The sequence below is a fragment of the Dyella sp. C11 genome (assembly GCF_003121485.1).
Lineage (GTDB): Bacteria > Pseudomonadota > Gammaproteobacteria > Xanthomonadales > Rhodanobacteraceae > Dyella.
The window spans coordinates 245468-265116 of sequence record NZ_QAVX01000002.1 but is presented as its reverse complement, the minus strand read 5'-3'; the positions used below and the strand labels follow the sequence as shown (position 1 = coordinate 265116).

General features: G+C 64.4%; 17 protein-coding genes and 1 riboswitch. All 17 genes read left to right on the top strand.

Annotation, left to right across the window (positions count from 1 at the left end; translation table 11 throughout):
- Positions 1-197: 197 nt before the first annotated feature.
- Positions 198-2780 carry an ATP-dependent chaperone ClpB gene (gene clpB / locus DK366_RS03560; protein ID WP_109124133.1) on the top strand — a complete coding sequence of 861 codons (2583 nt, stop codon included), beginning with the start codon at positions 198-200 and terminating at the stop codon, positions 2778-2780.
- Positions 2781-3471: 691 nt separating this feature from the next.
- Positions 3472-3712: riboswitch (cobalamin riboswitch) on the top strand.
- A gap of 109 nt (positions 3713-3821) precedes the next feature.
- The gene (gene btuB, locus DK366_RS03555) at positions 3822-5693 is read left to right on the top strand and encodes a TonB-dependent vitamin B12 receptor (RefSeq protein WP_109124132.1); all 1872 of its coding nucleotides are present in this window, start codon (positions 3822-3824) and stop codon (positions 5691-5693) included.
- 64 nt (positions 5694-5757) lie between these two features.
- Positions 5758-6336 (top strand): hypothetical protein, encoded by a 579-nt coding sequence (locus tag DK366_RS03550; protein ID WP_109124131.1) that lies wholly within the window; start codon positions 5758-5760, stop codon positions 6334-6336.
- Positions 6333-6959: a cob(I)yrinic acid a,c-diamide adenosyltransferase gene (gene cobO / locus DK366_RS03545; RefSeq protein WP_109124278.1), complete on the top strand. Its 627-nt coding sequence runs from the start codon at positions 6333-6335 to the stop codon at positions 6957-6959. The genes DK366_RS03550 and cobO overlap by 4 nt, the downstream gene beginning before the upstream one ends.
- Positions 6960-7004: 45 nt before the next feature.
- A complete protein-coding gene (locus tag DK366_RS03540) occupies positions 7005-8300 on the top strand; it encodes a cobyrinate a,c-diamide synthase (RefSeq protein WP_198651412.1) in 1296 nt (431 codons plus the stop codon).
- The gene (gene cbiB / locus DK366_RS03535; RefSeq protein WP_232820897.1) at positions 8300-9226 is read left to right on the top strand and encodes an adenosylcobinamide-phosphate synthase CbiB; all 927 of its coding nucleotides are present in this window, start codon (positions 8300-8302) and stop codon (positions 9224-9226) included. The genes DK366_RS03540 and cbiB overlap by 1 nt, the downstream gene beginning before the upstream one ends.
- Positions 9219-10217 carry a threonine-phosphate decarboxylase CobD gene (gene cobD / locus DK366_RS03530; RefSeq protein WP_109124128.1) on the top strand — a complete coding sequence of 333 codons (999 nt, stop codon included), beginning with the start codon at positions 9219-9221 and terminating at the stop codon, positions 10215-10217. Before cbiB ends, cobD begins: the two co-directional genes overlap by 8 nt.
- Positions 10214-11698, top strand: a complete 1485-nt coding sequence (locus DK366_RS03525) for a cobyric acid synthase (RefSeq protein ID WP_109124127.1) — start codon at positions 10214-10216, stop codon at positions 11696-11698. The genes cobD and DK366_RS03525 overlap by 4 nt, the downstream gene beginning before the upstream one ends.
- Positions 11686-12207 carry a bifunctional adenosylcobinamide kinase/adenosylcobinamide-phosphate guanylyltransferase gene (cobU, locus tag DK366_RS03520; RefSeq protein WP_109124126.1) on the top strand — a complete coding sequence of 174 codons (522 nt, stop codon included), beginning with the start codon at positions 11686-11688 and terminating at the stop codon, positions 12205-12207. The genes DK366_RS03525 and cobU overlap by 13 nt, the downstream gene beginning before the upstream one ends.
- Positions 12204-13250 carry a nicotinate-nucleotide--dimethylbenzimidazole phosphoribosyltransferase gene (gene cobT, locus DK366_RS03515; protein WP_109124125.1) on the top strand — a complete coding sequence of 349 codons (1047 nt, stop codon included), beginning with the start codon at positions 12204-12206 and terminating at the stop codon, positions 13248-13250. The genes cobU and cobT overlap by 4 nt, the downstream gene beginning before the upstream one ends.
- Positions 13247-13825 (top strand): histidine phosphatase family protein, encoded by a 579-nt coding sequence (locus DK366_RS03510; RefSeq protein ID WP_109124124.1) that lies wholly within the window; start codon positions 13247-13249, stop codon positions 13823-13825. The genes cobT and DK366_RS03510 overlap by 4 nt, the downstream gene beginning before the upstream one ends.
- The gene (locus DK366_RS03505; protein WP_109124123.1) at positions 13822-14541 is read left to right on the top strand and encodes an adenosylcobinamide-GDP ribazoletransferase; all 720 of its coding nucleotides are present in this window, start codon (positions 13822-13824) and stop codon (positions 14539-14541) included. The genes DK366_RS03510 and DK366_RS03505 overlap by 4 nt, the downstream gene beginning before the upstream one ends.
- A gap of 112 nt (positions 14542-14653) precedes the next feature.
- The gene (locus DK366_RS03500) at positions 14654-14956 is read left to right on the top strand and encodes a zinc ribbon domain-containing protein (RefSeq protein ID WP_109124122.1); all 303 of its coding nucleotides are present in this window, start codon (positions 14654-14656) and stop codon (positions 14954-14956) included.
- Positions 14957-15074: 118 nt separating this feature from the next.
- On the top strand, positions 15075-15653 hold the full coding sequence (locus tag DK366_RS03495; RefSeq protein WP_232820888.1) for a DUF3011 domain-containing protein: 579 nt from the start codon (positions 15075-15077) through the stop codon (positions 15651-15653).
- Between the two features lie 130 nt (positions 15654-15783).
- Positions 15784-17544, top strand: coding sequence for an aspartate--tRNA ligase (aspS, locus tag DK366_RS03490; RefSeq protein WP_109124120.1), 1761 nt, complete (start codon positions 15784-15786; stop codon positions 17542-17544).
- Between the two features lie 8 nt (positions 17545-17552).
- Positions 17553-18929: a hypothetical protein gene (locus tag DK366_RS03485; RefSeq protein ID WP_157956437.1), complete on the top strand. Its 1377-nt coding sequence runs from the start codon at positions 17553-17555 to the stop codon at positions 18927-18929.
- A gap of 6 nt (positions 18930-18935) precedes the next feature.
- On the top strand, positions 18936-19568 hold the full coding sequence (locus tag DK366_RS03480; protein WP_109124118.1) for an alpha/beta hydrolase: 633 nt from the start codon (positions 18936-18938) through the stop codon (positions 19566-19568).
- The last annotated feature ends 81 nt before the right edge of the window (positions 19569-19649 follow it).

Here is a 19649-nt window from a genome sequence, read left to right as displayed (position 1 = left end):
GCTTGGGGCACGGGGGATAGCACGTGGCGCAGACTATCAAGGCGAATGTGAAGGCGACCTATGGGTGGCCAAACACGAACTGAAGAAAAAGACATACACCTTACGTTGACGCGGGTTGAATCACGCGCGTGCGATCCGCATCTCTGGTGCCAGTGGCGGCGGGGCCGCCAGATCCTATTGATCGAGGGGACAACCCAATGCGAATGGACAAACTCACGTCGCGTTTTCAGCAGGCATTGGCCGACGCACAGTCGCTGGCCGTTGGTCGCGACAACAACATGCTCGAACCCGTGCACGTCATGGCCGCGCTGCTCGACCTGCAGGGCGGCTCGACGGCGCCGTTGCTGACGCAGGCACAGGTCAACGTGCCCACGCTGCGCCAGCGCGTGAATGAAATGGTCGAGCGCCTGCCGCGCGTCAGCGGGCAGGAAGGTAACGTGCACGTCGGCAACGAACTGACGCGCCTGCTCAACCTCACCGACAAGCTGGCGCAGCAGCGCGGCGACCAGTTCATTGCCAGCGAACTGTTCGTGCTGGCCGCAGTGGAAGAGCGGGGCGAACTGGGAGCGGCGCTGAAGGCCGCCGGTGCCACCAAGGCCAACGTGGAAGCCGCGATCGAGAAGCTGCGCGGCGGCGAAAAGGTGCAAAGCGAGAACGCTGAAGACCAGCGGCAGGCGCTGGAGAAATATTGCATCGATCTTACGGCCCGGGCCGAGTCGGGCAAGCTCGATCCGGTGATCGGCCGCGACGAGGAAATCCGCCGCACCATCCAGGTGCTGCAGCGTCGCACCAAGAACAACCCGGTGCTGATCGGTGAACCCGGCGTGGGCAAGACGGCCATTGTCGAAGGCCTGGCGCAGCGCATCGTGAAGGGCGAAGTGCCCGAAGGCCTGCGTGACCGTCGCGTGCTCGCGCTCGACATGGGCGCGCTGATTGCAGGCGCCAAGTTCCGTGGTGAATTCGAAGAGCGCCTGAAGGCGGTCCTCAACGACCTGGCCAAGAACGAAGGCCAGATCATCCTGTTCATCGACGAACTGCACACCATGGTGGGCGCCGGCAAGGCCGATGGCGCCATGGACGCCGGCAACATGCTCAAGCCTGCGCTGGCGCGCGGCGAACTGCATTGCATCGGCGCCACCACGCTGGACGAATACCGCAAGTACATCGAGAAGGATGCCGCGCTGGAGCGACGCTTCCAGAAGGTCTATGTCGGCGAGCCGAGCGTGGAAGACACCATCGCGATCCTGCGTGGACTGAAGGAGCGCTACGCGGTGCACCACGGCGTGGAAATCACCGACCCGGCCATCGTCGCCGCGGCCACGTTGTCCAATCGCTACATTCCGGATCGCCAGCTGCCTGACAAGGCCATCGACCTGATGGACGAGGCGGCGTCGCGCATCCGCATGGAAATCGATTCCAAGCCGGAAGAACTCGACCGCCTGGAGCGTCGCCTGATCCAGCTGAAGATCCAGCGCGAGATGCTGAAGAAGGAAACCGACGACGCATCCAAGAAGCGCCTCGCCGACCTGGAATCGGACATTGAGAAGCTGGAGCGCGAGTTCTCCGACCTCAACGAGATCTGGAAGTCCGAAAAGGCCGCGTTGCAAGGGGCGACCAAGGTGAAGGAGCAGATCGAGGCGGCTCGCCTTGAGCTGGAAGCCGCCCAGCGTCGCCAGGACTACGCCAAGATGAGCGAGATCCAGTACGGCAAGCTGCCGGAACTGGAAAAGCAGCTCGAAGCCGCGCAGGCCGCCGAAAAACAGGATTTCAAGCTGGTGCAGGACCGCGTGACCGAGGAGGAAATCGCCGAGGTCGTCTCGCGCTGGACGGGTATTCCCGTCAACAAGATGCTGGAAGGCGAGCGCGAAAAGCTGCTGCACATGGAAGATGCCCTGCACAAGCGCGTGGTCGGCCAGGACGAGGCCGTGCGTGCCGTGTCCGACGCCATTCGTCGCGCCCGCGCCGGCCTTTCCGATCCCAATCGTCCGTATGGCTCGTTCCTGTTCCTTGGCCCCACCGGCGTGGGCAAGACCGAGCTGTGCAAGGCGCTCGCCGAATTCATGTTCGACACGCAGGATGCGATGGTGCGCATCGACATGAGCGAGTTCATGGAGAAGCACTCCGTGAGCCGGCTCATCGGCGCGCCTCCGGGCTACGTGGGATACGAAGAAGGCGGTTACCTCACCGAAGCGGTGCGTCGCCGTCCGTACAGCGTGATCCTGCTGGACGAAGTGGAGAAGGCGCATCCGGATGTGTTCAACATCCTGCTTCAGGTACTGGACGACGGTCGCCTTACCGATGGCCAGGGTCGCACGGTGGATTTCCGCAACACCGTCATCGTGATGACCTCCAACCTGGGTTCGCAGATGATCCAGGAGCACTCGGGCGACAGCGAAGCCGACTACGTGCAGATGAAGGCGGCGGTGCTGGGCGTGGTGCAGGCTCACTTCCGCCCCGAGTTCATCAACCGACTCGATGAGCTGGTGGTGTTCCGCCCGCTGGAGAAGAAGCAGATCCGCAAGATCGCCTTGATCCAGCTGACTTACCTGGAGAAACGCCTCGCCGAACGGCAGCTGCGCATGGAGATCAGTGACAAGGCGCTCGATTTGCTGGGCAACGTGGGCTTCGACCCGGTGTACGGCGCGCGACCGTTGAAGCGGGCGATCCAGCAGCAACTGGAGAATCCGTTGGCGAGGGAGATACTGGAAGGGAAGTTCCAGGCGGGCGCCACCATTGTGGTGGAGGCGGAGCAGGGGCATTTGGCCTTCCGCACGCAGTAAAGCTTCGTTGTCACTGTTTTGGAGAAGCGCTCGTCCTGTGGAAATGGGGCGGGCGTTTTCTTTGGGCGACGGTCGAGTTTTTGCTGTGGCTGATTTCGTCGTGGGCGAGCGCTTGGCTCCCTCTCCCCTCCGGGGAGAGGGTTGGGGTGAGGGGTGGGTGCTCGCGGGAGCGTTTCTATCCCGCGCTGTCATCCTGGCCCTGATGTCCAATCCCTCACCGTCATCCTCGCGATGGGGTCTCTATTCCTCACCGTCATTCCCGCGAAGGCGGGAGGCGCTTTTCAACGGCCGAAGGGCCGGTCATCCAGTGACTTTGCTCTTCGGCTCTTTTGCGATCCCTACGCGACCTGGCTCGCCTGCCGCGGGCTTCCGACCTCCTGCCGGAGGCCGGGTCACTTTTCTTTGCATACCCAAAGAAAAGTAACCAAAAGAAAAGGCACCCCCACTTGGCGCTGTCTGGGCTTGCAGCCCAGCCAGTCCGTGAGGGGCGGCCGGGCTTTTCGACCGGGCATCCTGCCCGGGCGAAAAGGGATCGGCATCCGTGCCGATCCCCCTGCGGGCCTGATCGTCCACCCCTCACCGCCGCACAGGGGGCCCAAGGTCAAGAGCCGGCCTGACGGCTCGTGCAGCTTCGCTGCACATCGCATCGCGTGCCCCCAGACCCCAAATCGCCCCACGCCCCCTCTCTGCTACCATTCGCCCCGCCTGAGGTGACCCCCAGCCAGTCGGCTGGAGGTTGAAACGGGAATCCGGTGAGGTGCATCAGTGCCAAGTCCGGAGCTGCCCCCGCAACGGTAGGCGAGCGCGATCCAGAGGGGATCGACGGAACGACATATAGCCACTGTGCCAAGCGCACGGGAAGGCGTCGGACCGGAAGACGTCAGCGTCTTCGCCCGCGAGCCCGGAGACCGGCCTTGAGGTACGACCAGACAGGCGGTGGGCCGTGTCATGGGTGCCGTATCTCTGACGGCAGCCACGCATCCTTCCGCCTGTCCTTATCCAAGCGTTCCGCGCGGGCAGGCGCGGTTGAGGAGCAATGCTTTGGCCATCCGAATTTCCACCATCCGTCGCTCCGTCCTGGCAGCGGCGCTTTTCACCGTTATTGCGCCCGCGTTTGCGGACGACACCACCACCAATCTCGACAGCGTCGTGGTGACTGCCACGCGTACCGAGCAGACGCAGGACCAGACGCTGTCGGCAATCACCGTGATCGATCGCGCGGATATCGAACGCTTGCAGCCCTCGTCGCTGGCCGACCTGCTGCGTGGCACGCCCGGTATGCAGATCGCCAACAATGGCGGCCCGGGCAAGGCGACCAGCGCGTTCCTGCGCGGCACCGAATCGGATCACGTGCTGGTGATGATTGATGGCATCAAGATCGGCTCGGCCACGCTGGGCACGGCGGCATTGCAGGACATTCCGGTCGACCAGATCGAGCGCATCGAAATCGTGCGTGGTCCGTTCTCCAGCCTGTATGGCTCGGAAGCCATCGGTGGCGTGATCCAGATCTTTACCCGTCGCCCGGAGGGCGCATTCGTACCGTCTTTCAGCCTGGGCGTGGGCAGCTACAGCACGCTCAACGGTTCGGCGGGCTTTGCCGGCAAGAGCGGCAACGGCTGGTATTCGGTGGAGGTGTCGCACGATCAGACGCACGGCATCAACTCGTGTCGCGTCGGCGCGGCGGAAGTAGGTGCGGCGTGCTTTGCCGACCAGCCTGACAAGGATGGCTACCGCAATACCTCGGCCACCGTGCAGGGCGGCTACAAGTTCGATGACCAGTGGGATGCGGATGTGCGCCTGTTCCGCGCCGAAGGTCACAACTACTACGACGGCACGTACACCGACTCTGACGAGAGCGCCACGCAGGTGGTGGGTGGCAGCGTGCACTATCGTCCGGCTGACAACGTCAAGCTCACCCTCAACGCAGGTACCAGCGGCGATTTCAGCAAGGACTTTTACCAGGGCGACTACGTCGACCGTTTCGACACGCACCGTGACGTCGCTTCGCTGCAGGCGGATATCGGCTTCTGGGGCGGCCTGCTGAGCACCGGTTTCGACTGGCAGCGCGACCATGTGGAAAGCACCACCGAATACGTCAATGCCCTCACCGATATCCCGGTGGATAGCCGTATCAATCGTGGCGTATTCGCGCAGTGGCAGCAGACGTTCGGCAGCCAGTCGGTCCAGGCCAGCGTGCGCCACGACGACAACAGCCAGTTCGGCAGCAAGAACACCGGCAGCCTGCTTTGGGGCTGGGATTTCACGCAGACGCTTCGCCTTACCGCCAGCTACGGCACCGCGTTCAAGGCGCCGACCTTCAACGATCTCTACTACCCGTATTACGGCAATCCGGATCTGAAGCCGGAGCGTTCGAAGAACTTCGAACTGGGCCTGCGCGGCACGTACGGCTGGGGCTACTGGTCGCTGAACGCGTTCCAGAACAAAGTCACCGACCTCATCACCTACGACGCCGCCACGCAGGCGCCGGGTAACGTGGACGAGGCGCGCATCCGCGGCGCCGAAGCCGTGGTGAGCACGAAGGTGGTGGGCTGGCAGGTAACGGGCACGGCCACCTGGCTTGATCCTATTGATCAATCGGCGGCCTACAAGGGCAACCTGCTGCCGCGTCGAGCACGTGACACTGCGAACATCGACATCGACCGCAACTTCGGCGACTTCAGCGTGGGTGGCACGTGGTTCTACTCAGGCCGCCGTTACGACGACCTGGCCAACACGCATCCCCTGGGTGCCTACGCCATTGCCGATTTGCGCGTGGCGTACGCGCTCACGAAGGATCTCAAGCTCCAGCTCGCGCTCAACAACGCCTTCGACAAGAACTACGAGACCGCCTGGTACTACAACCAGCCGGGTCGTAACTACATGTTGACCCTGCGTTATCAGCCGGCGCAGTAAACCGTGAAGCCGGGCTCCGCAAGGGGCCCGGCTCGTTCGTGATGGATCGATCAGGAGTCGTTTCATGAAGGCACTCTCCGGTTCCCGTTTCAAGGCGCTGTGGCTGGTTCTCGTGGCGGTGATGATTGCCACGCGCTTCAAGCACTTCGGCGACCTGCTGCATCTACCTGACGCATCGATGGCAGTGTTCTTTCTTGGCGGTCTTTACCTTCGTCGCCACTGGACGTTTGTGACGATGGTTCTGCTTGCCGTTGCGCTGGACTGGATCTCCATCAGCTACGCGGGCGTCAGCAATTTCTGCGTCACGCTGGCTTATTCCTTCCTGCCGCTGGCATATGCCGTGCTCTGGTATGCCGGCCGCTGGTACGCGCCGCGCATGGATCAGCGAGCCACGTCCTTTGTCGTCGCTTTTGCAGTGGCGTTTGTGGCTGCGTCGCTTTCGTTTGCCATCTCCAATGGCTCGTTCTATTGGCTGGGCGGCCGCTACGCCAATCCGCACATGACCGAATACCTCTCGCGCCTGTGGCAGTGGGGTCCGCTGTTCGTGCGCACCACCATGAGCTATGTCGCTGTAGCGTTGGCGCTGCATGCCGTGGCATTGCGCCTCGCATCGTCCTCCTTCACGCATCGCAAGGAAGCCTGAGCGTGAGTAATCAGCCTTCATCGGCCGGTGCGGAAGATCGCCACCGCGAGCGCATGCAGCGGAAGAAGGAACTGGTGGACCGCAAGATCGCCCGCGCCACCATCGAGCGTGGCGTGCTGGTGGTGAATACGGGCAACGGCAAGGGCAAGAGTTCATCCGGGTTCGGCATGCTCGCCCGCTCGCTCGGTCATGGATTTCGCTGCGGCGTGGTGCAGTTCATCAAGGGAAGTTTTTCCACGGGCGAGGAAGCCTTCTTTCGTCGCTTTCCCGATGAGCTGAACTACCACGTGATGGGCGAAGGCTACACGTGGGAGACGCAGGACAAGGCGCGCGATATCCAGGCAGCCGAGGCTGCGTGGCAGGTCGCCGCAGCGATGTTGTCCGACGCGTCCATCGACTTCGTTCTCCTGGATGAACTCAACATCGCGTTGGTGAAGGGTTATATCGACGTCGCGCGGGTGTGCGATGCGCTGCGGGCGCGCCCGCCGCAGCAACACGTGGTGATCACGGGTCGCGGTGCGCCGGACGCGTTGATCGAGCTGGCCGATACGGTGACGGAGATGCGCCTGGTGAAGCATGCCTTCCAGGCCGGCATCAAGGCTCAGAAAGGCATCGAGCTGTAAGTCGCAGGTGTTGCGCCCACGTTTGAATTCACGGAGTCATCGATGATCGGCACGCCAGCTTCCTGTCCCGCGTTACTGGTATCGGCACCAGCGTCGGGGCAGGGCAAGACGTCGGTGACGGCGGCGCTGGCACGCTGGCATAGCCGGCAGGGCAAGCGCGTGCGCGTCTTCAAGACTGGCCCGGACTTCCTCGATCCGATGGTGCTGGAGCGCGCAAGCGGTGCGCCGGTCCATCAGCTGGATCTGTGGATGAACGGCGAGGCCGATGTGCGCGCTCGTTTGCACGCCGCGGCTGCCGAGGCGGACCTGATCCTGGTCGAAGGCGTGATGGGTCTTTTCGACGGTGGCACGTCGAGTGCGGACCTGGCCGAGCGTCTCGGCTTGCCCGTGCTGGTCGTCATCGATGGCTCGGCGATGGCGCAGACGTTTGGTGCATTGGCGCTGGGACTCGCGCGTTATCGCGACGGTCTGCGCGTGCACGGCGTGGCCGCCAATCGCATCGGCAGCGCTTACCACGCGCAATTGTTGGAGGGCAGTTTGCCCCCTGGCCTCCATTGGCTGGGCGCACTCCCGCGCGATGCCGCGCTGGCGCTCCCCGAACGACACCTGGGCTTGGTGGCTGCCAGCGAGCTCGACGACATGGATGTGCGACTGGATGCCCTGGCCGATGCCTGGGGCAAGCATGCGAGCAAGGAACTTCCGCCAGCCATTGCGTTTCAGTCGCAGGCGAAAGCGTCGGTGCCGACAGACCTGCGTGGCTGTCGCATCGCGATTGCGCGCGATGCGGCGTTTTGCTTTCTCTATCCGGCCAATCTCGACCTGCTGCGCGAAGCCGGCGCGGAGCTGCGCTTCTTCTCGCCACTGGCCGGCGATGCGCTGCCCGAATGCGATGCCGCATGGCTGCCGGGTGGATATCCCGAACTTCACCTGCCGGCACTGTCGCAGCACGACGCATTGCGCCATGCATTGCATGCTCACGTGAATGCCGGTCGCCCCTTGCTCGCTGAATGCGGCGGCATGCTTTACGCGCTGGACGCGTTGGCGGGAACCGATGGTGTCGCGTTTCCCATGGCCGGCCTGTTGCGTGGACACGCCGCCATGCAGGCTCGCCTGGGCGGCCTCGGCATGCAATCGGTGGCTTTGCCTGAAGGCGCATTGCGCGGGCACACCTTCCATTACGCGCTGGCGCAGATCGGTGAGGAGCCGCTGGCCATGGCCAGCAATCCCGACGGTGGCCCGAGCCGCGAAGGGATCTATCGGCGAAATCGTTTCACTGCCAGCTTCATGCACCTGTATTTTCCATCGAACCCGCAAGCGGCGTTGGCCTTGTTCCGGCCATGATGACGGCCCTGGCCATGGCGGCGGCGGTGTTGCTGGATGCGTGGCTCGGCGAGCCCCGGCGTGCGCATCCGCTGGTGATGTTTGGACGTCTCGCCATCCGTATTGAATCGCGCGTGTACCAGGGTCGCCGGTACGCGGGTGTGCTTGCGTGGATGCTGGCGGTGATCCCTCCAGTGGCTGTGGCGTGGTGGCTGTCCGCGTCGTTGCGTCATGAGGTGCGCTGGTTGTCTTTCCTGTTCGACACCGTGTTGCTTTATCTCACCCTGGGTCTTCGCAGCCTTGGCGACCACGCGTTGCCGGTGGCGCGTGCGTTGGAAAGCGGAAATCTGCTTGCTGCGCGCGACGCCGTGGGACGCATGGTAAGTCGAGACACGCTGGCGCTCGACAATGCGCAGGTGGCGGCGGCAGCCACCGAATCAGTGCTGGAGAACGGCAACGATGCGGTGTTTGGCGCACTGTTCTGGTTTGCCGTGCTCGGAGCGCCGGGTGCGGTGCTCTATCGGCTTGCCAACACGCTGGATGCGATGTGGGGCTATCGCAACGCGCGTTACGAAAACTTCGGCTGGGCCGCTGCGCGCATCGACGATGTCTTGAATTTCATCCCCGCGCGGCTCACCGCACTGAGTTACGTGTTGTTGGGCGACGCGTCACGTGCGTGGCGATGCTGGCGCACGCAGGCGCCGCAATGGGACAGCCCCAACGCCGGACCGGTGATGGCGTCGGGCGCGGGTGCGCTCGGCGTGCGCCTTGGTGGTGCCGCGCCCTACGACGGTGTGTGGGAGCCGCGTCCCGCGTTGGGTGAAGGCAACTTGCCGGATGCGCATACCATCGAACGCGCGTGGCAGCTGGTGCGACGAAGCGTGCTGCTGTGGCTCGCGGTGATGCTCCTGCTTGGCTGGGTCGTCCAGGGAGCACGTCATGCTTGAGCACGGCGGACGCTTGCTGCGCGCATCACGCATCTACAACATTCCGGCTGCGCAATGGCTGGATCTGTCCACGGGCATCAGTCCTTTCGCGTGGTCGGTGCCGGACTTGCCTGCCTCGGCCTGGCAGCGTCTGCCGGAAGACGATGATGGCTTGGTGGAAACCGCCTGCGCGTATTACGGCTCGACACACATGTTGCCCGTCGCGGGCTCGCAGGCAGCCATCCAGGCGCTGCCGGATTTGCGTTCCCGTTCTCGTGTCGGTGTGATCTCGCCGGGATACAACGAACATGCGCATGCATGGCGTCGCGCCGGACATGTTGTTGAAACGGCGCCGGCCAGCGTGCTTCTGGACGATGCATCGCGCTTCGACGTGATCGTGCTTATCCATCCCAACAATCCCGCTGGCGATCGCTTCACCCGCGATGCGTTGCTGGCATGTCACGAAAACCTCGCGGCGCGCGGCGGATGGCTGGTGGTGGATGAGGCGTTCATGGACGCCACGCCGCAGGATAGCCTGTGCGGCGAAGCGCATCGCGAAGGACTGATCGTGCTTCGCTCCACCGGCAAGTTTTTCGGGCTTGCTGGAGCACGCGCCGGTTTTGTGGCGGCCCATCCCGCACAGCTGGAGGCGCTGGGCGAGCGGCTGGGGCCGTGGACATTGACGGGGCCCACGCGTGTCGTGGTCAAGCAGGCGCTCGCCGATCACGCATGGCAAGTGCGGGCGCGCGAGTGGCTGCATAAGGCAAGTGAGCGTCTTGCGGGCGTGCTGGCGCGTCGCGGCCTGGTACCGACGGCGGGATGTGCGTTCTTCCAATGGTGGTGCGATGAGCGAGCCGGCGACGTGCATGCTGCGCTCGCGAGGCAGGGCATTCTCACGCGGCTGTTCGAGGCACCGGCAAGCCTGCGCTTTGGATTGCCACCCGATGATGCTGGTTTCGCGAAGCTGGAGCAGGCACTGCATTTGCTCGACATGAAGGAGCATGCGCCATGACCGCGAGCGTGCTGATGGTGCAAGGCTGCACCTCTGATGCGGGCAAAAGCACGCTGGTGGCAGGCTTGTGCCGATGGCTGAGCCGCAAGGGCGTGGCGGTGGCGCCATTCAAGCCGCAGAACATGGCGCTGAATTCTGCCGTGACGGTGGACGGTGGCGAGATCGGTCGCGCGCAGGCCGTGCAGGCTCAGGCGGCCGGCTTGCAGCCACATACCGATTTCAACCCGATCCTGCTCAAGCCCAACAGCGATATTGGCGCGCAGGTGATCGTGCACGGAAAGGCCGTGGCCAACATGGATGCGCGGCATTACCACGAGTACAAGCGTCTCGCGATGGATGCCGTGCTCACTTCGCACCATCGTCTGGTGGCGCAGTACGACGCGGTGGTGGTGGAAGGCGCGGGCAGCCCGGCGGAAATCAACCTGCGCGACCGTGACATTGCCAACATGGGTTATGCCGAGGCAATGGATTGCCCGGTCATCCTGATTGCCGACATTGACCGCGGTGGCGTGTTCGCTCACCTGGTAGGCACGCTCGCCTTGCTCTCGCAGAGCGAGCGCAATCGCGTGGCGGGATTCGTCATCAACCGTTTTCGCGGTGATATCGGTTTGTTGCAGCCCGGCCTGGACTGGCTGGAACGCGAGACCGGAAAACCCGTGCTTGGTGTTTTGCCCTATCTGCACGGCCTTGAGCTGGAAGCAGAGGATGCGCTGCCGCGCGATGTGCGCAGCAACGTCAACGCGCGCCTGCGCGTGCTGGTGCCTGCGTTGCCCCGCATCAGCAATCACACCGACTTCGACGCGTTGCGCTTGCACCCGGATGTCGACCTGCGCTTCGTGGGACCGGACGAAACGCATCCGCCTGCCGACCTGATCGTGTTGCCCGGTTCGAAGTCCACGCGCGACGACCTGGCGTGGCTGCGTGCGCAGGGCTGGGACGAAACGCTTGCGCGACACCTTCGATATGGCGGCAAGGTCATCGGCATCTGCGGTGGCTTCCAGATGCTGGGGCGATTCGTGCATGATCCGCTGGGTGTCGAGAGCACGCCGGGCTCGAGCGAAGCATTGGGTTGGTTGCCGATGGAAACCACGCTGGAAGCGCGCAAGCAATTGCGCCGCGTGGAGGGAAGACTGGCCCTGGGAGATGCGCGGGTGAGCGGCTATGAGATCCACTGCGGCGTGAGTCGCGGTGAAGCGTTGGAGCAACCGGCAAGCATCCTGGGTTCGGGTGAACCTGACGGAGCACTGTCGCCGGATGGTCGAATCGTCGGCACTTACGTACATGGCCTGTTTGATGAACCGCAGGCACTGAACGCATTGCTCCATTGGGCCGGCCTGCGTGACGCTGCGCCGCTCGACATGCGCGCGATTCGCGAAGCCGCCATCGATCGCGTGGCCGATGCGGTGGAAGCGCATCTGGATACGTCAGCGTTGCTTCAACTGCTGCATCTGGCGAAGGAGTCCACATCATGCGAACGCTGATCCTTGGTGGCGCCCGATCCGGCAAGAGCGCGTTTGCCGAACAACTGGCGGCGGCATCGGGACACGAGGTGGTTTATATCGCCACGGCGCAGGCGCACGACGACGAGATGGCTGCGCGCATCGCACACCATCGAGCACAGCGCCCGACGCACTGGCACTGCGTGGAAGAGCCGCTGTCGTTGGCTGCCGCGCTCGCCGCCCATGCGCGCCCCGGCTGTTGCGTGCTGGTGGATTGCCTCACGTTGTGGCTCAGCAACCTGCTGGCCATGCCGAATGACGAACGTTTCAAACTGGAGCGCGACGCGCTGCTGCATCTGCTGCCTTCGCTGAAGGGGCAGGTCGTGATGGTCAGCAACGAAGTGGGGTTGGGCGTTGTCCCCATGGGCGAGCTGACACGACGTTTTGTGGATGAAGCCGGACGGCTGCACCAGGCGCTCGCTACCCAATGCGAGCGCGTGGTGTTTGTGGCCGCCGGATTGCCGATGCCTCTCAAAGGAAGCCTTGCATGAGCCACGACTGGCTGACCGAACCCTGTTTCGCCATTGACGAAGCGAGCCGACTGCGCGCGCTGGAACATCAGTCGCAGTTGACCAAGCCACCGGGCTCGCTGGGGGCTCTGGAGGCCGTGGCCGTTCGACTCGCCAGCATGCAACACGTGACGACGCCCGCCGTGCAGTCGGTGTGGATCAGCGTGTTCGCGGCCGACCATGGCGTGGCGGCGGAAGGTGTGTCCGCGTTTCCGCAGGTGGTCACGGGCGAGATGATCCGCAACTTCGCCAGCGGTGGCGCCGCCATCAGCGTGCTGGCGCGCAGTCTGGGTGCCATGCTGGAAGTGGTGAACCTGGGCACGGTGAACGATCCTGGCGAATTGCCCAACGTGCGTCGCGCCATCATCGCGGCGCAAACGAACAATTTCTGCGAAGGCCCTGCCATGAGCGCGCTGCAACTGGAGCGTGCCTTGGCCGCCGGCGCGGACAGTGCGCAGCTTGCGCAGGAAGCGGGCGCAAAGCTTTTCATTGGTGGCGAGATGGGCATTGCCAACACCACGTCGGCTGCGGCGCTGGCGTGCGGCTTGTTGCGTGAATCGCCTGGCGCACTCGCTGGCGCAGGTACCGGTCTTGATGCGGCAGGTATCCAGCACAAGGCCGCGGTGATCGAACGGGCGCTCGCGCTCTATCCGTCCGACGACGATGCGCTCGCGTGGCTGGGGCGCGTGGGTGGTTTCGAAATCGCGGCGTTGTGCGGTGCGTACATCGGAGCGGCGCAACGCGGCATTCCGGTGCTGGTGGATGGCTTCATCACCACGGCGGCGGCATTGGCTGCCGTGCGCATCAATCCTTCGACTCGCGACTGGATGTTCTTCGCGCACCGCTCGCGTGAGCGTGGCCATGCACGACTGCTTGCCGCACTGGATGCCGATCCGCTGCTCGACCTTGGCCTGCGCCTGGGCGAGGGTAGTGGCGCCGCCACGGCCGTGCCGTTGATGCGCCTGGCGTGCGAACTCCATTCGCGCATGGCGACCTTCGCGCAGGCGGGGGTGAGCGGCGCATGATCGGCAAGCACGTCGGCATCGACCTGTTGCGCCACGGCGACACCGGGCAGCGCAGCTATCGTGGTCAGCTTGATGATCCACTCAGTTCGCTCGGCTGGAGCCAGTTGCGTGCCGCGATCTTCGGGCGCACCTGGGATGCCATCGTCACCTCGCCGCTTCGTCGTTGCGCTGAATTCGCACAGGACCTGGCTGGTGCGCGCCGGGTGCCATTGCGCGTCGATCCGCGTCTGGCCGAGTACCACTTCGGCGAGTGGCAGGGTGTTCCCATCGAGACCCTGGCAGAAGAGCAGGGCGATGCGCTGGCGCGATTCTGGAAGGACCCTGTGGCGCATCCACCGCCGGGTGGGGAGTCGTTCGCGCAGTTTCGCAAGCGCTCGACGGCGGCATTGGACGAGGTGGCCGTGGCCGCGGAAACGCAGCGTGTCCTGGTGGTCACGCACGGCGGCGTGATCCGGCTTCTGCGCTGCGAGGCCGAAGAGCGCGATTTCGGCGACATGGCGAATATCGAAGTGCCCCACGCGTCGCTGCATCCGCTGGAGTGGGTACCGGCATCGGGTGCGCAGGGCAAGGAATGATGCGCGGTTTCTTCGCCGCCATCGGCTTCCTTACGCGCATTCCTTTGCCGGCGCGCGCATTTGACGAAGCGACGCCACCATCGGCGCCGCTGCCGTGGTATCCGATGGTCGGCCTGGTGATCGGCGCATGCCTCTGGGTGCTTGGATGGCTGCTTTCCGGCGCACCGCCGCTGCTGGCCGGCGCGTTGCTGCTGGCTGCGTGGGTCGCGCTTACCGGGGCGCTGCATCTCGATGGCCTGGCGGATAGTGCGGACGCATGGGTCGGTGGCCTGGGCGATCGCGAGCGCACGCTGGTCATCATGAAAGACCCCCGCAGCGGGCCGATGGGCGTCGCGGCCGTGGTGCTCGTGCTGCTGGTGAAGTTCGCCGCGCTTGCCAGCCTTGCCCAACCTTCGGTGGTGCTGTTGGTGGCACCGATGCTGGGACGCGCCGCGCTTACCGTGGCCTTCATGACCACGCCTTACGTGCGCAGCGGTGGGCTGGGCAGTGGCCTGGCCGAGGCGTCCCGCGCGGCCTGCCTTGTGGCGGCCATCGCTACCGCGGTGCTGGTGTTGTGCACGGGATGGCACGGGATTCGCGCGCTGCTGGTCTCGGTCGCCGTGTTCGCATGGTGGCGATGGGTTTGCGTCAGGCGCCTGGGCGGCATGACCGGCGATACCTGCGGCGCACTCACCGAATTGACCGAGCTGGCTGTATTGGTGGCCTGGGCGCTGTAGCGCCATGGCTTGAATCGTTGAATTCGGGCCGCACGCCTCGATAATGGTGGGCTATCGCCGTCCGCGGCCGGTCTCTTGCCGGCACGGCGTCGACCGATCTTCCGGAGTTTCCATGCCTATCTACGAATTCGAATGCAGCAGCTGCGGCCACCGTTTTGATCGCCTGCAGAAGATGTCCGATCCCGATCCGTCGGTCTGCCCCGCCTGTGACGTGGCCGAAGTGAAGCGCCGCCTGAGTGCGCCTGGTTTTCGCCTTGCCGGCAGTGGCTGGTACGAGACCGACTTCAAGAAGGACGGCGACAAGAAGCGCAACCTGGCGGGAGACGGCGGTGCATCGTCGTCGGCCTCCACGTCAAGCTCGGCCGGGTCGTCCCGCAGCGGTTCGTCGGGCGGCAGTTCGTCCAGCGACAGCTGAGTTGCCTGAATGCCGGCTAGCCGGCCGGCAGGTTTCTACGACTAGTCGCAAGATATTCAAATCCGGTTGAAGATGTGCCCACTAGCGTGACGTCCAGTCACGGCAAGGAGTGGGATAGATGTTCCGGATACGAACGGGTTTGATGGGTGTAGCGACCGGCTTGCTGGCCGGTCTGGTGTGGATGGCCGCGCCTGCCGCCCATGCGCAGGGCAACGCGGTCCGCTGCGGCAGCGACGACGGCCGCTTTACCCGCTGCCAGGTGCCCTGGCGCGACGCGGAAATGATCCGCCAGGAATCCAACAGCCCGTGTACCCGTGGCCAGACCTGGGGTGTGGACCGCGGTGGCTTGTGGGTGGATCGCGGTTGTCGCGGCCAATTTGTTGAAATCCGCCGCGGCGGTGGCGGTTATCCGCCGCCGGGGGGTGGTGGCTATTACCCGCCGCCGCCCCCGCCACCCGGCGGGGGCGGCTGGCAGCCAGGTCCGGACTGGAACCGAGAGATCCGCTTCCAGTGCGAAAGCAACGACCACGCGTATCACTTCTGCCAGGTGGACGTGGGCGGCCACGGCAGCGTGGTGCTGCTGAGGCAGCTGTCCGGCTCACCTTGCCAGGAGGGTTACAGCTGGGGCTGGAACCGTGCCGGCGTGTGGATTTCCAAGGGCTGCCGAGGCCTGTTCTCGGTCCAGCGCCGCTGGTAAACGCCGGAGAATGGGCCAGGACGCGGTTTGAACGCTGCCTCCTGGCTCGCCCGACAGGGCGCCGGTGTTAACATTCCGGGTCTTCTTGTCCACGCATTACGCCGCCAAGGCGGCCCGGAGTTCCAAGCGCATGCGCACGCATTACTGCGGCCTCATCGATGAGGCACTGGTCGGCCAGACTGTCACCCTGTGTGGCTGGGTCAACACGATTCGCCTGCAGAGCCACGTGGCTTTCGTCGACCTGCGCGACCACGAGGGCCTGGCCCAGGTAGTGATCGAGCGCGAGAACGCCGATGCGTTCGCCGTGGCGGGCGAAGTGGGCAATGAGTACTGCCTGCGCGTCACCGGCACCATCCGCAAGCGCCTGTCGGTGAACGACAAGCTGCGCACCGGCACGGTGGAACTGGTTGCCGACAAGGTGGAGATTCTCAACGCCGCGAAGGATCTTCCCTTCGCGCTGCACGAGAACCCCAACGAGGACATGCGGATGACCTACCGCTACCTCGACCTGCGTCGCCCTGAAATGCAGAAGATGATGCGTACGCGCATCAAGCTGGTGCAGTCGCTGCGTCGTTACCTCGACGCGCGTGGCTTCCAGGACATCGAAACGCCCATCCTCACCAAGGCCACGCCGGAAGGCGCGCGCGACTACCTGGTGCCCAGCCGCGTGCATCCGGGCCAGTTCTACGCGCTGCCGCAGTCGCCGCAGCTGTTCAAGCAGATCCTGATGATGGCCGGGTTCGACCGCTACTATCAGATTGCCCGCTGCTTCCGCGACGAAGACCTGCGCGCCGACCGCCAGCCCGAATTCACCCAGCTCGACCTTGAGTTCGCCTTCGTCGAAGAGAAGGACGTGCAGGATTTCGTGGAGGCACTGATTCGCCACGTCTTCAAGGAAGTGGTGAACGTGGAACTCGACGCCACCTTCCCCCGCATGACGTGGGAAGAAGCGATGCGTCGCTTCGGTTCGGACAAGCCGGACCTGCGCATCGCGCTGGAGCTGGTCGACATCGCCGAGGCGGTGAAGCACGTTGAATTCAAGGTGTTCGCCGAACCGGCCAACGCCGACAACGGCCGCGTGGCTGCGCTGCGCGTGCCCGGCGGTGCCACCTTCACCCGCAAGGACATCGACGGACTCACCGAGTACGTCGCCAAGTACGGCGCGAAGGGTCTGGCGTGGATGCGCGTGGACGACCTTTCCAAGGGTCGCGAAGGCATCAACTCGCCGGTCGCCAAGTTCCTCGACGACAAGGCACTGGAAGGTGTGCTCAAGCTCACCGGCGCCGAGAGCGGCGACATGGTGTTCTTCGGCGCCGGTACGTGGAAGGCCGTCACCGACTTCATGGGCGCGCTGCGCCTGAAGGTCGGCAAGGACAAGGGCCTGGTGGAAAACAGCTGGAAGCCGCTGTGGGTCACCGACTTCCCGATGTTCGAGTACGACGAGGAAGAAAAGCGCTTCGTCGCGCTCCATCATCCGTTCACGGCGCCGAAGGTCGATGACATGGCCGACTTGCGTGCCAACGCCGCCAACGCGGTGAGTCGCGGCTACGACATGGTGCTCAACGGTGCCGAGATCGGCGGCGGTTCCATCCGTATCCATCGTCCGGAGATGCAGAGCACGGTGTTCGAACTGCTCGGCATCGGCGCGGAAGAGGCCGAGGCCAAGTTCGGCTTCCTGCTCAAGGCGCTGAAGTTCGGCGCGCCGCCGCACGGTGGCCTGGCGTTCGGCATCGACCGCATTGCCGCGCTGATGGCCGGCACGGAATCCATCCGCGACGTGATCGCCTTCCCCAAGACCACCAGCGCACAGGACCTGATGACCGACGCGCCGTCGCTGGTCAGCGATGCCCAGCTCAAGGAACTGCACGTCAACGTGGTCGCCAAGAGCTGACGCCCACCATGCGTGTCGCCGGGGGGAGGGATACGTGGGCCACGGTCGCCGGCTTCGTGCTGGCACTGGGTCTTTGCCTGTACTACCAGGCGCACGCCGTCATCGATGGCCCGTTGCGCGCGGACGCCGCGCAATACGCCAAGCTGGCCATCAACCTTCTGCAGCATCACGTGTTGTCGAGCGCCGATCCGGGCTCGGCGGTGATGCTGCCGGAGAGTTATCGTACGCCGGGTTATCCGGTGATCCTGGCGATCATCTATGTGATCGCGGGTCAGGATCTGCAGCGCTTCTACGCCCTGGCACTTACCGTGCAGGCGCTGATGGCCGCGTTGACGGTCGTGTTTACGTTCCGGCTCGGGCGCCATTTTCTCAGCTTCTGGCCAGCCTTCATCGCAAGCCTGCTGCTGGCGTTGTGGCCCATGGCGATCACGCAGAGCGGTTACCTGCTGACGGAAACGGCTTTCGGTTGTTTCCTGATGGGCGGCTTGTGGCTGGCCTGCGTGGCGCATGCCCGCACCCGTTTGCCGCTCTACGCCGCCTCTGCCGCGCTGCTGGCGTATGCCGCCGCCATCAATCCGATGATCGCGCCGTTCCCGCTGGCGCTCGCCGCGGTGCTCGGGTTGCTCGGGAACAGAAAGGCGGCGCTGCTGTTCGTCGCCTTCATCGCCATTCCCTGGGCTGCCTGGCATGTGCGCAACGATCATTTGCCGCAGGCGTCGGAAAGCATCAGCCAGGGACATCGCCTGGCGGAGAACGTGCTGATCGGCATGTCGCCGGACATCAAGCGCTATTACAACGATCGCGGCAGCCCGGAAGGCGAAAGCGTCTTCGCCGATTTCCACCATATGCTCGACCTGCACGACCGGCAGCCGGATGCGTTCTACGCCGAGATGTGGCAACGCGTTGCCGCGCAGCCCGGGAAGTACCTGCACTGGTATTTCGTCGAAAAACCCGGGGACATCTGGTTCTGGCCGGTGATCCAGGGCGCGGGCGGCATCTACGTGTACCCGAATATCGAATCGCCTTTCGAGACGAATCCGTTCTACCGCCTTACGGCCGCCATCAGCATCACGCTCAGTTCGATCCTGCTGTTGTTCGCCTTTGTTGCTGCCGTCCAGGGCGTGGTGGGTTGGTTGCGTGGGCGGCATCGCTCATGGTCGCTGCTGCTGTTGAGCCTGCTGTTCTGGTACTTCAGCCTGCTGTATTGGGTGCTGACGCCGGACGGGCGCTATGTGACGCCGTTCCGCGGCGTGGAATTCCTGCTCGCCTTGCGCGGCATGGTGTGGGGCGCGACGGCATTCCGCGATTACCGGGCGCGTGCGGCACATTCGCTTTCCCGTGACGCGGCAGGCGCTGGAATGTCGGTTCCCGGACCCAACCGCTGATTGCGCATGGATCATGTGATTCTCCTGCACGGCCTGTGGATGCGCGGTTTCGCGCTACTCCTGCTGCACCGGCGAATGATGGAAGCAGGATTTCGCGTTCATCGTTTCGACTACATGAGCGTGGCCGCCACCCAGCAACGGATCCTGGGCAGCCTGCAGTCGCGTGTGCACGAACTGGGTCAGGATGGGCACACCGTGCACCTGGTCGGGCACAGCCTGGGTGGCCTTCTGGCCCTGCAGGCCTGCGTCGATGCGGGGCTGCCACCGGGACGCGTGGTGTGCATGGGATCGCCACTCAAGGGCAGCGCGGCCGCGCGGCGCTTCGCCGGCATGGGCAAGGGTGGCGAGGTGCTGCTCGGCCACAACCGCGACCTTCTGGAACATGGCTTTGATCGCTGGACGGGTGAGCGCGAGGTCGGCGTCATTGCCGGTCGCGTGCCGCTGGGGCTGGGAGCGGTGATCGGACAGTTCGAGGGTGACAACGACGGCTGCGTCACCGTGCAAGAGACCTGCCTGCCCGGCATTGCCGACCATTGCGCCATCGAAACCAACCACACCGGCCTGCTGTTTTCGCAGGAGGCCGCGCGACAGGTCACGCAATTCCTGCATCAGGGGCGTTTTCTCCGCGCCGAGGCCTGATCTGGCGCCATTCGTCGGGTTTTTTGTCGCTGCTTGCCTGCTCGACACCCTGAAGCGATAGAATTTGCCGCTTGTCCGTTC

Coding starts and splice junctions, on each gene's coding strand:
- clpB (WP_109124133.1), top strand. CDS start 198: ATGCGAATGGACAAACTCACGTCGCGTTTTCAGCAGGCATTGGCCGAC.
- DK366_RS03550 (WP_109124131.1), top strand. CDS start 5,758: ATGAAGGCACTCTCCGGTTCCCGTTTCAAGGCGCTGTGGCTGGTTCTC.
- cbiB (WP_232820897.1), top strand. CDS start 8,300: ATGACGGCCCTGGCCATGGCGGCGGCGGTGTTGCTGGATGCGTGGCTC.
- cobD (WP_109124128.1), top strand. CDS start 9,219: ATGCTTGAGCACGGCGGACGCTTGCTGCGCGCATCACGCATCTACAAC.
- DK366_RS03525 (WP_109124127.1), top strand. CDS start 10,214: ATGACCGCGAGCGTGCTGATGGTGCAAGGCTGCACCTCTGATGCGGGC.
- cobU (WP_109124126.1), top strand. CDS start 11,686: ATGCGAACGCTGATCCTTGGTGGCGCCCGATCCGGCAAGAGCGCGTTT.
- cobT (WP_109124125.1), top strand. CDS start 12,204: ATGAGCCACGACTGGCTGACCGAACCCTGTTTCGCCATTGACGAAGCG.
- DK366_RS03510 (WP_109124124.1), top strand. CDS start 13,247: ATGATCGGCAAGCACGTCGGCATCGACCTGTTGCGCCACGGCGACACC.
- DK366_RS03505 (WP_109124123.1), top strand. CDS start 13,822: ATGATGCGCGGTTTCTTCGCCGCCATCGGCTTCCTTACGCGCATTCCT.
- DK366_RS03500 (WP_109124122.1), top strand. CDS start 14,654: ATGCCTATCTACGAATTCGAATGCAGCAGCTGCGGCCACCGTTTTGAT.
- DK366_RS03495 (WP_232820888.1), top strand. CDS start 15,075: ATGTTCCGGATACGAACGGGTTTGATGGGTGTAGCGACCGGCTTGCTG.
- aspS (WP_109124120.1), top strand. CDS start 15,784: ATGCGCACGCATTACTGCGGCCTCATCGATGAGGCACTGGTCGGCCAG.
- DK366_RS03485 (WP_157956437.1), top strand. CDS start 17,553: ATGCGTGTCGCCGGGGGGAGGGATACGTGGGCCACGGTCGCCGGCTTC.
- DK366_RS03480 (WP_109124118.1), top strand. CDS start 18,936: ATGGATCATGTGATTCTCCTGCACGGCCTGTGGATGCGCGGTTTCGCG.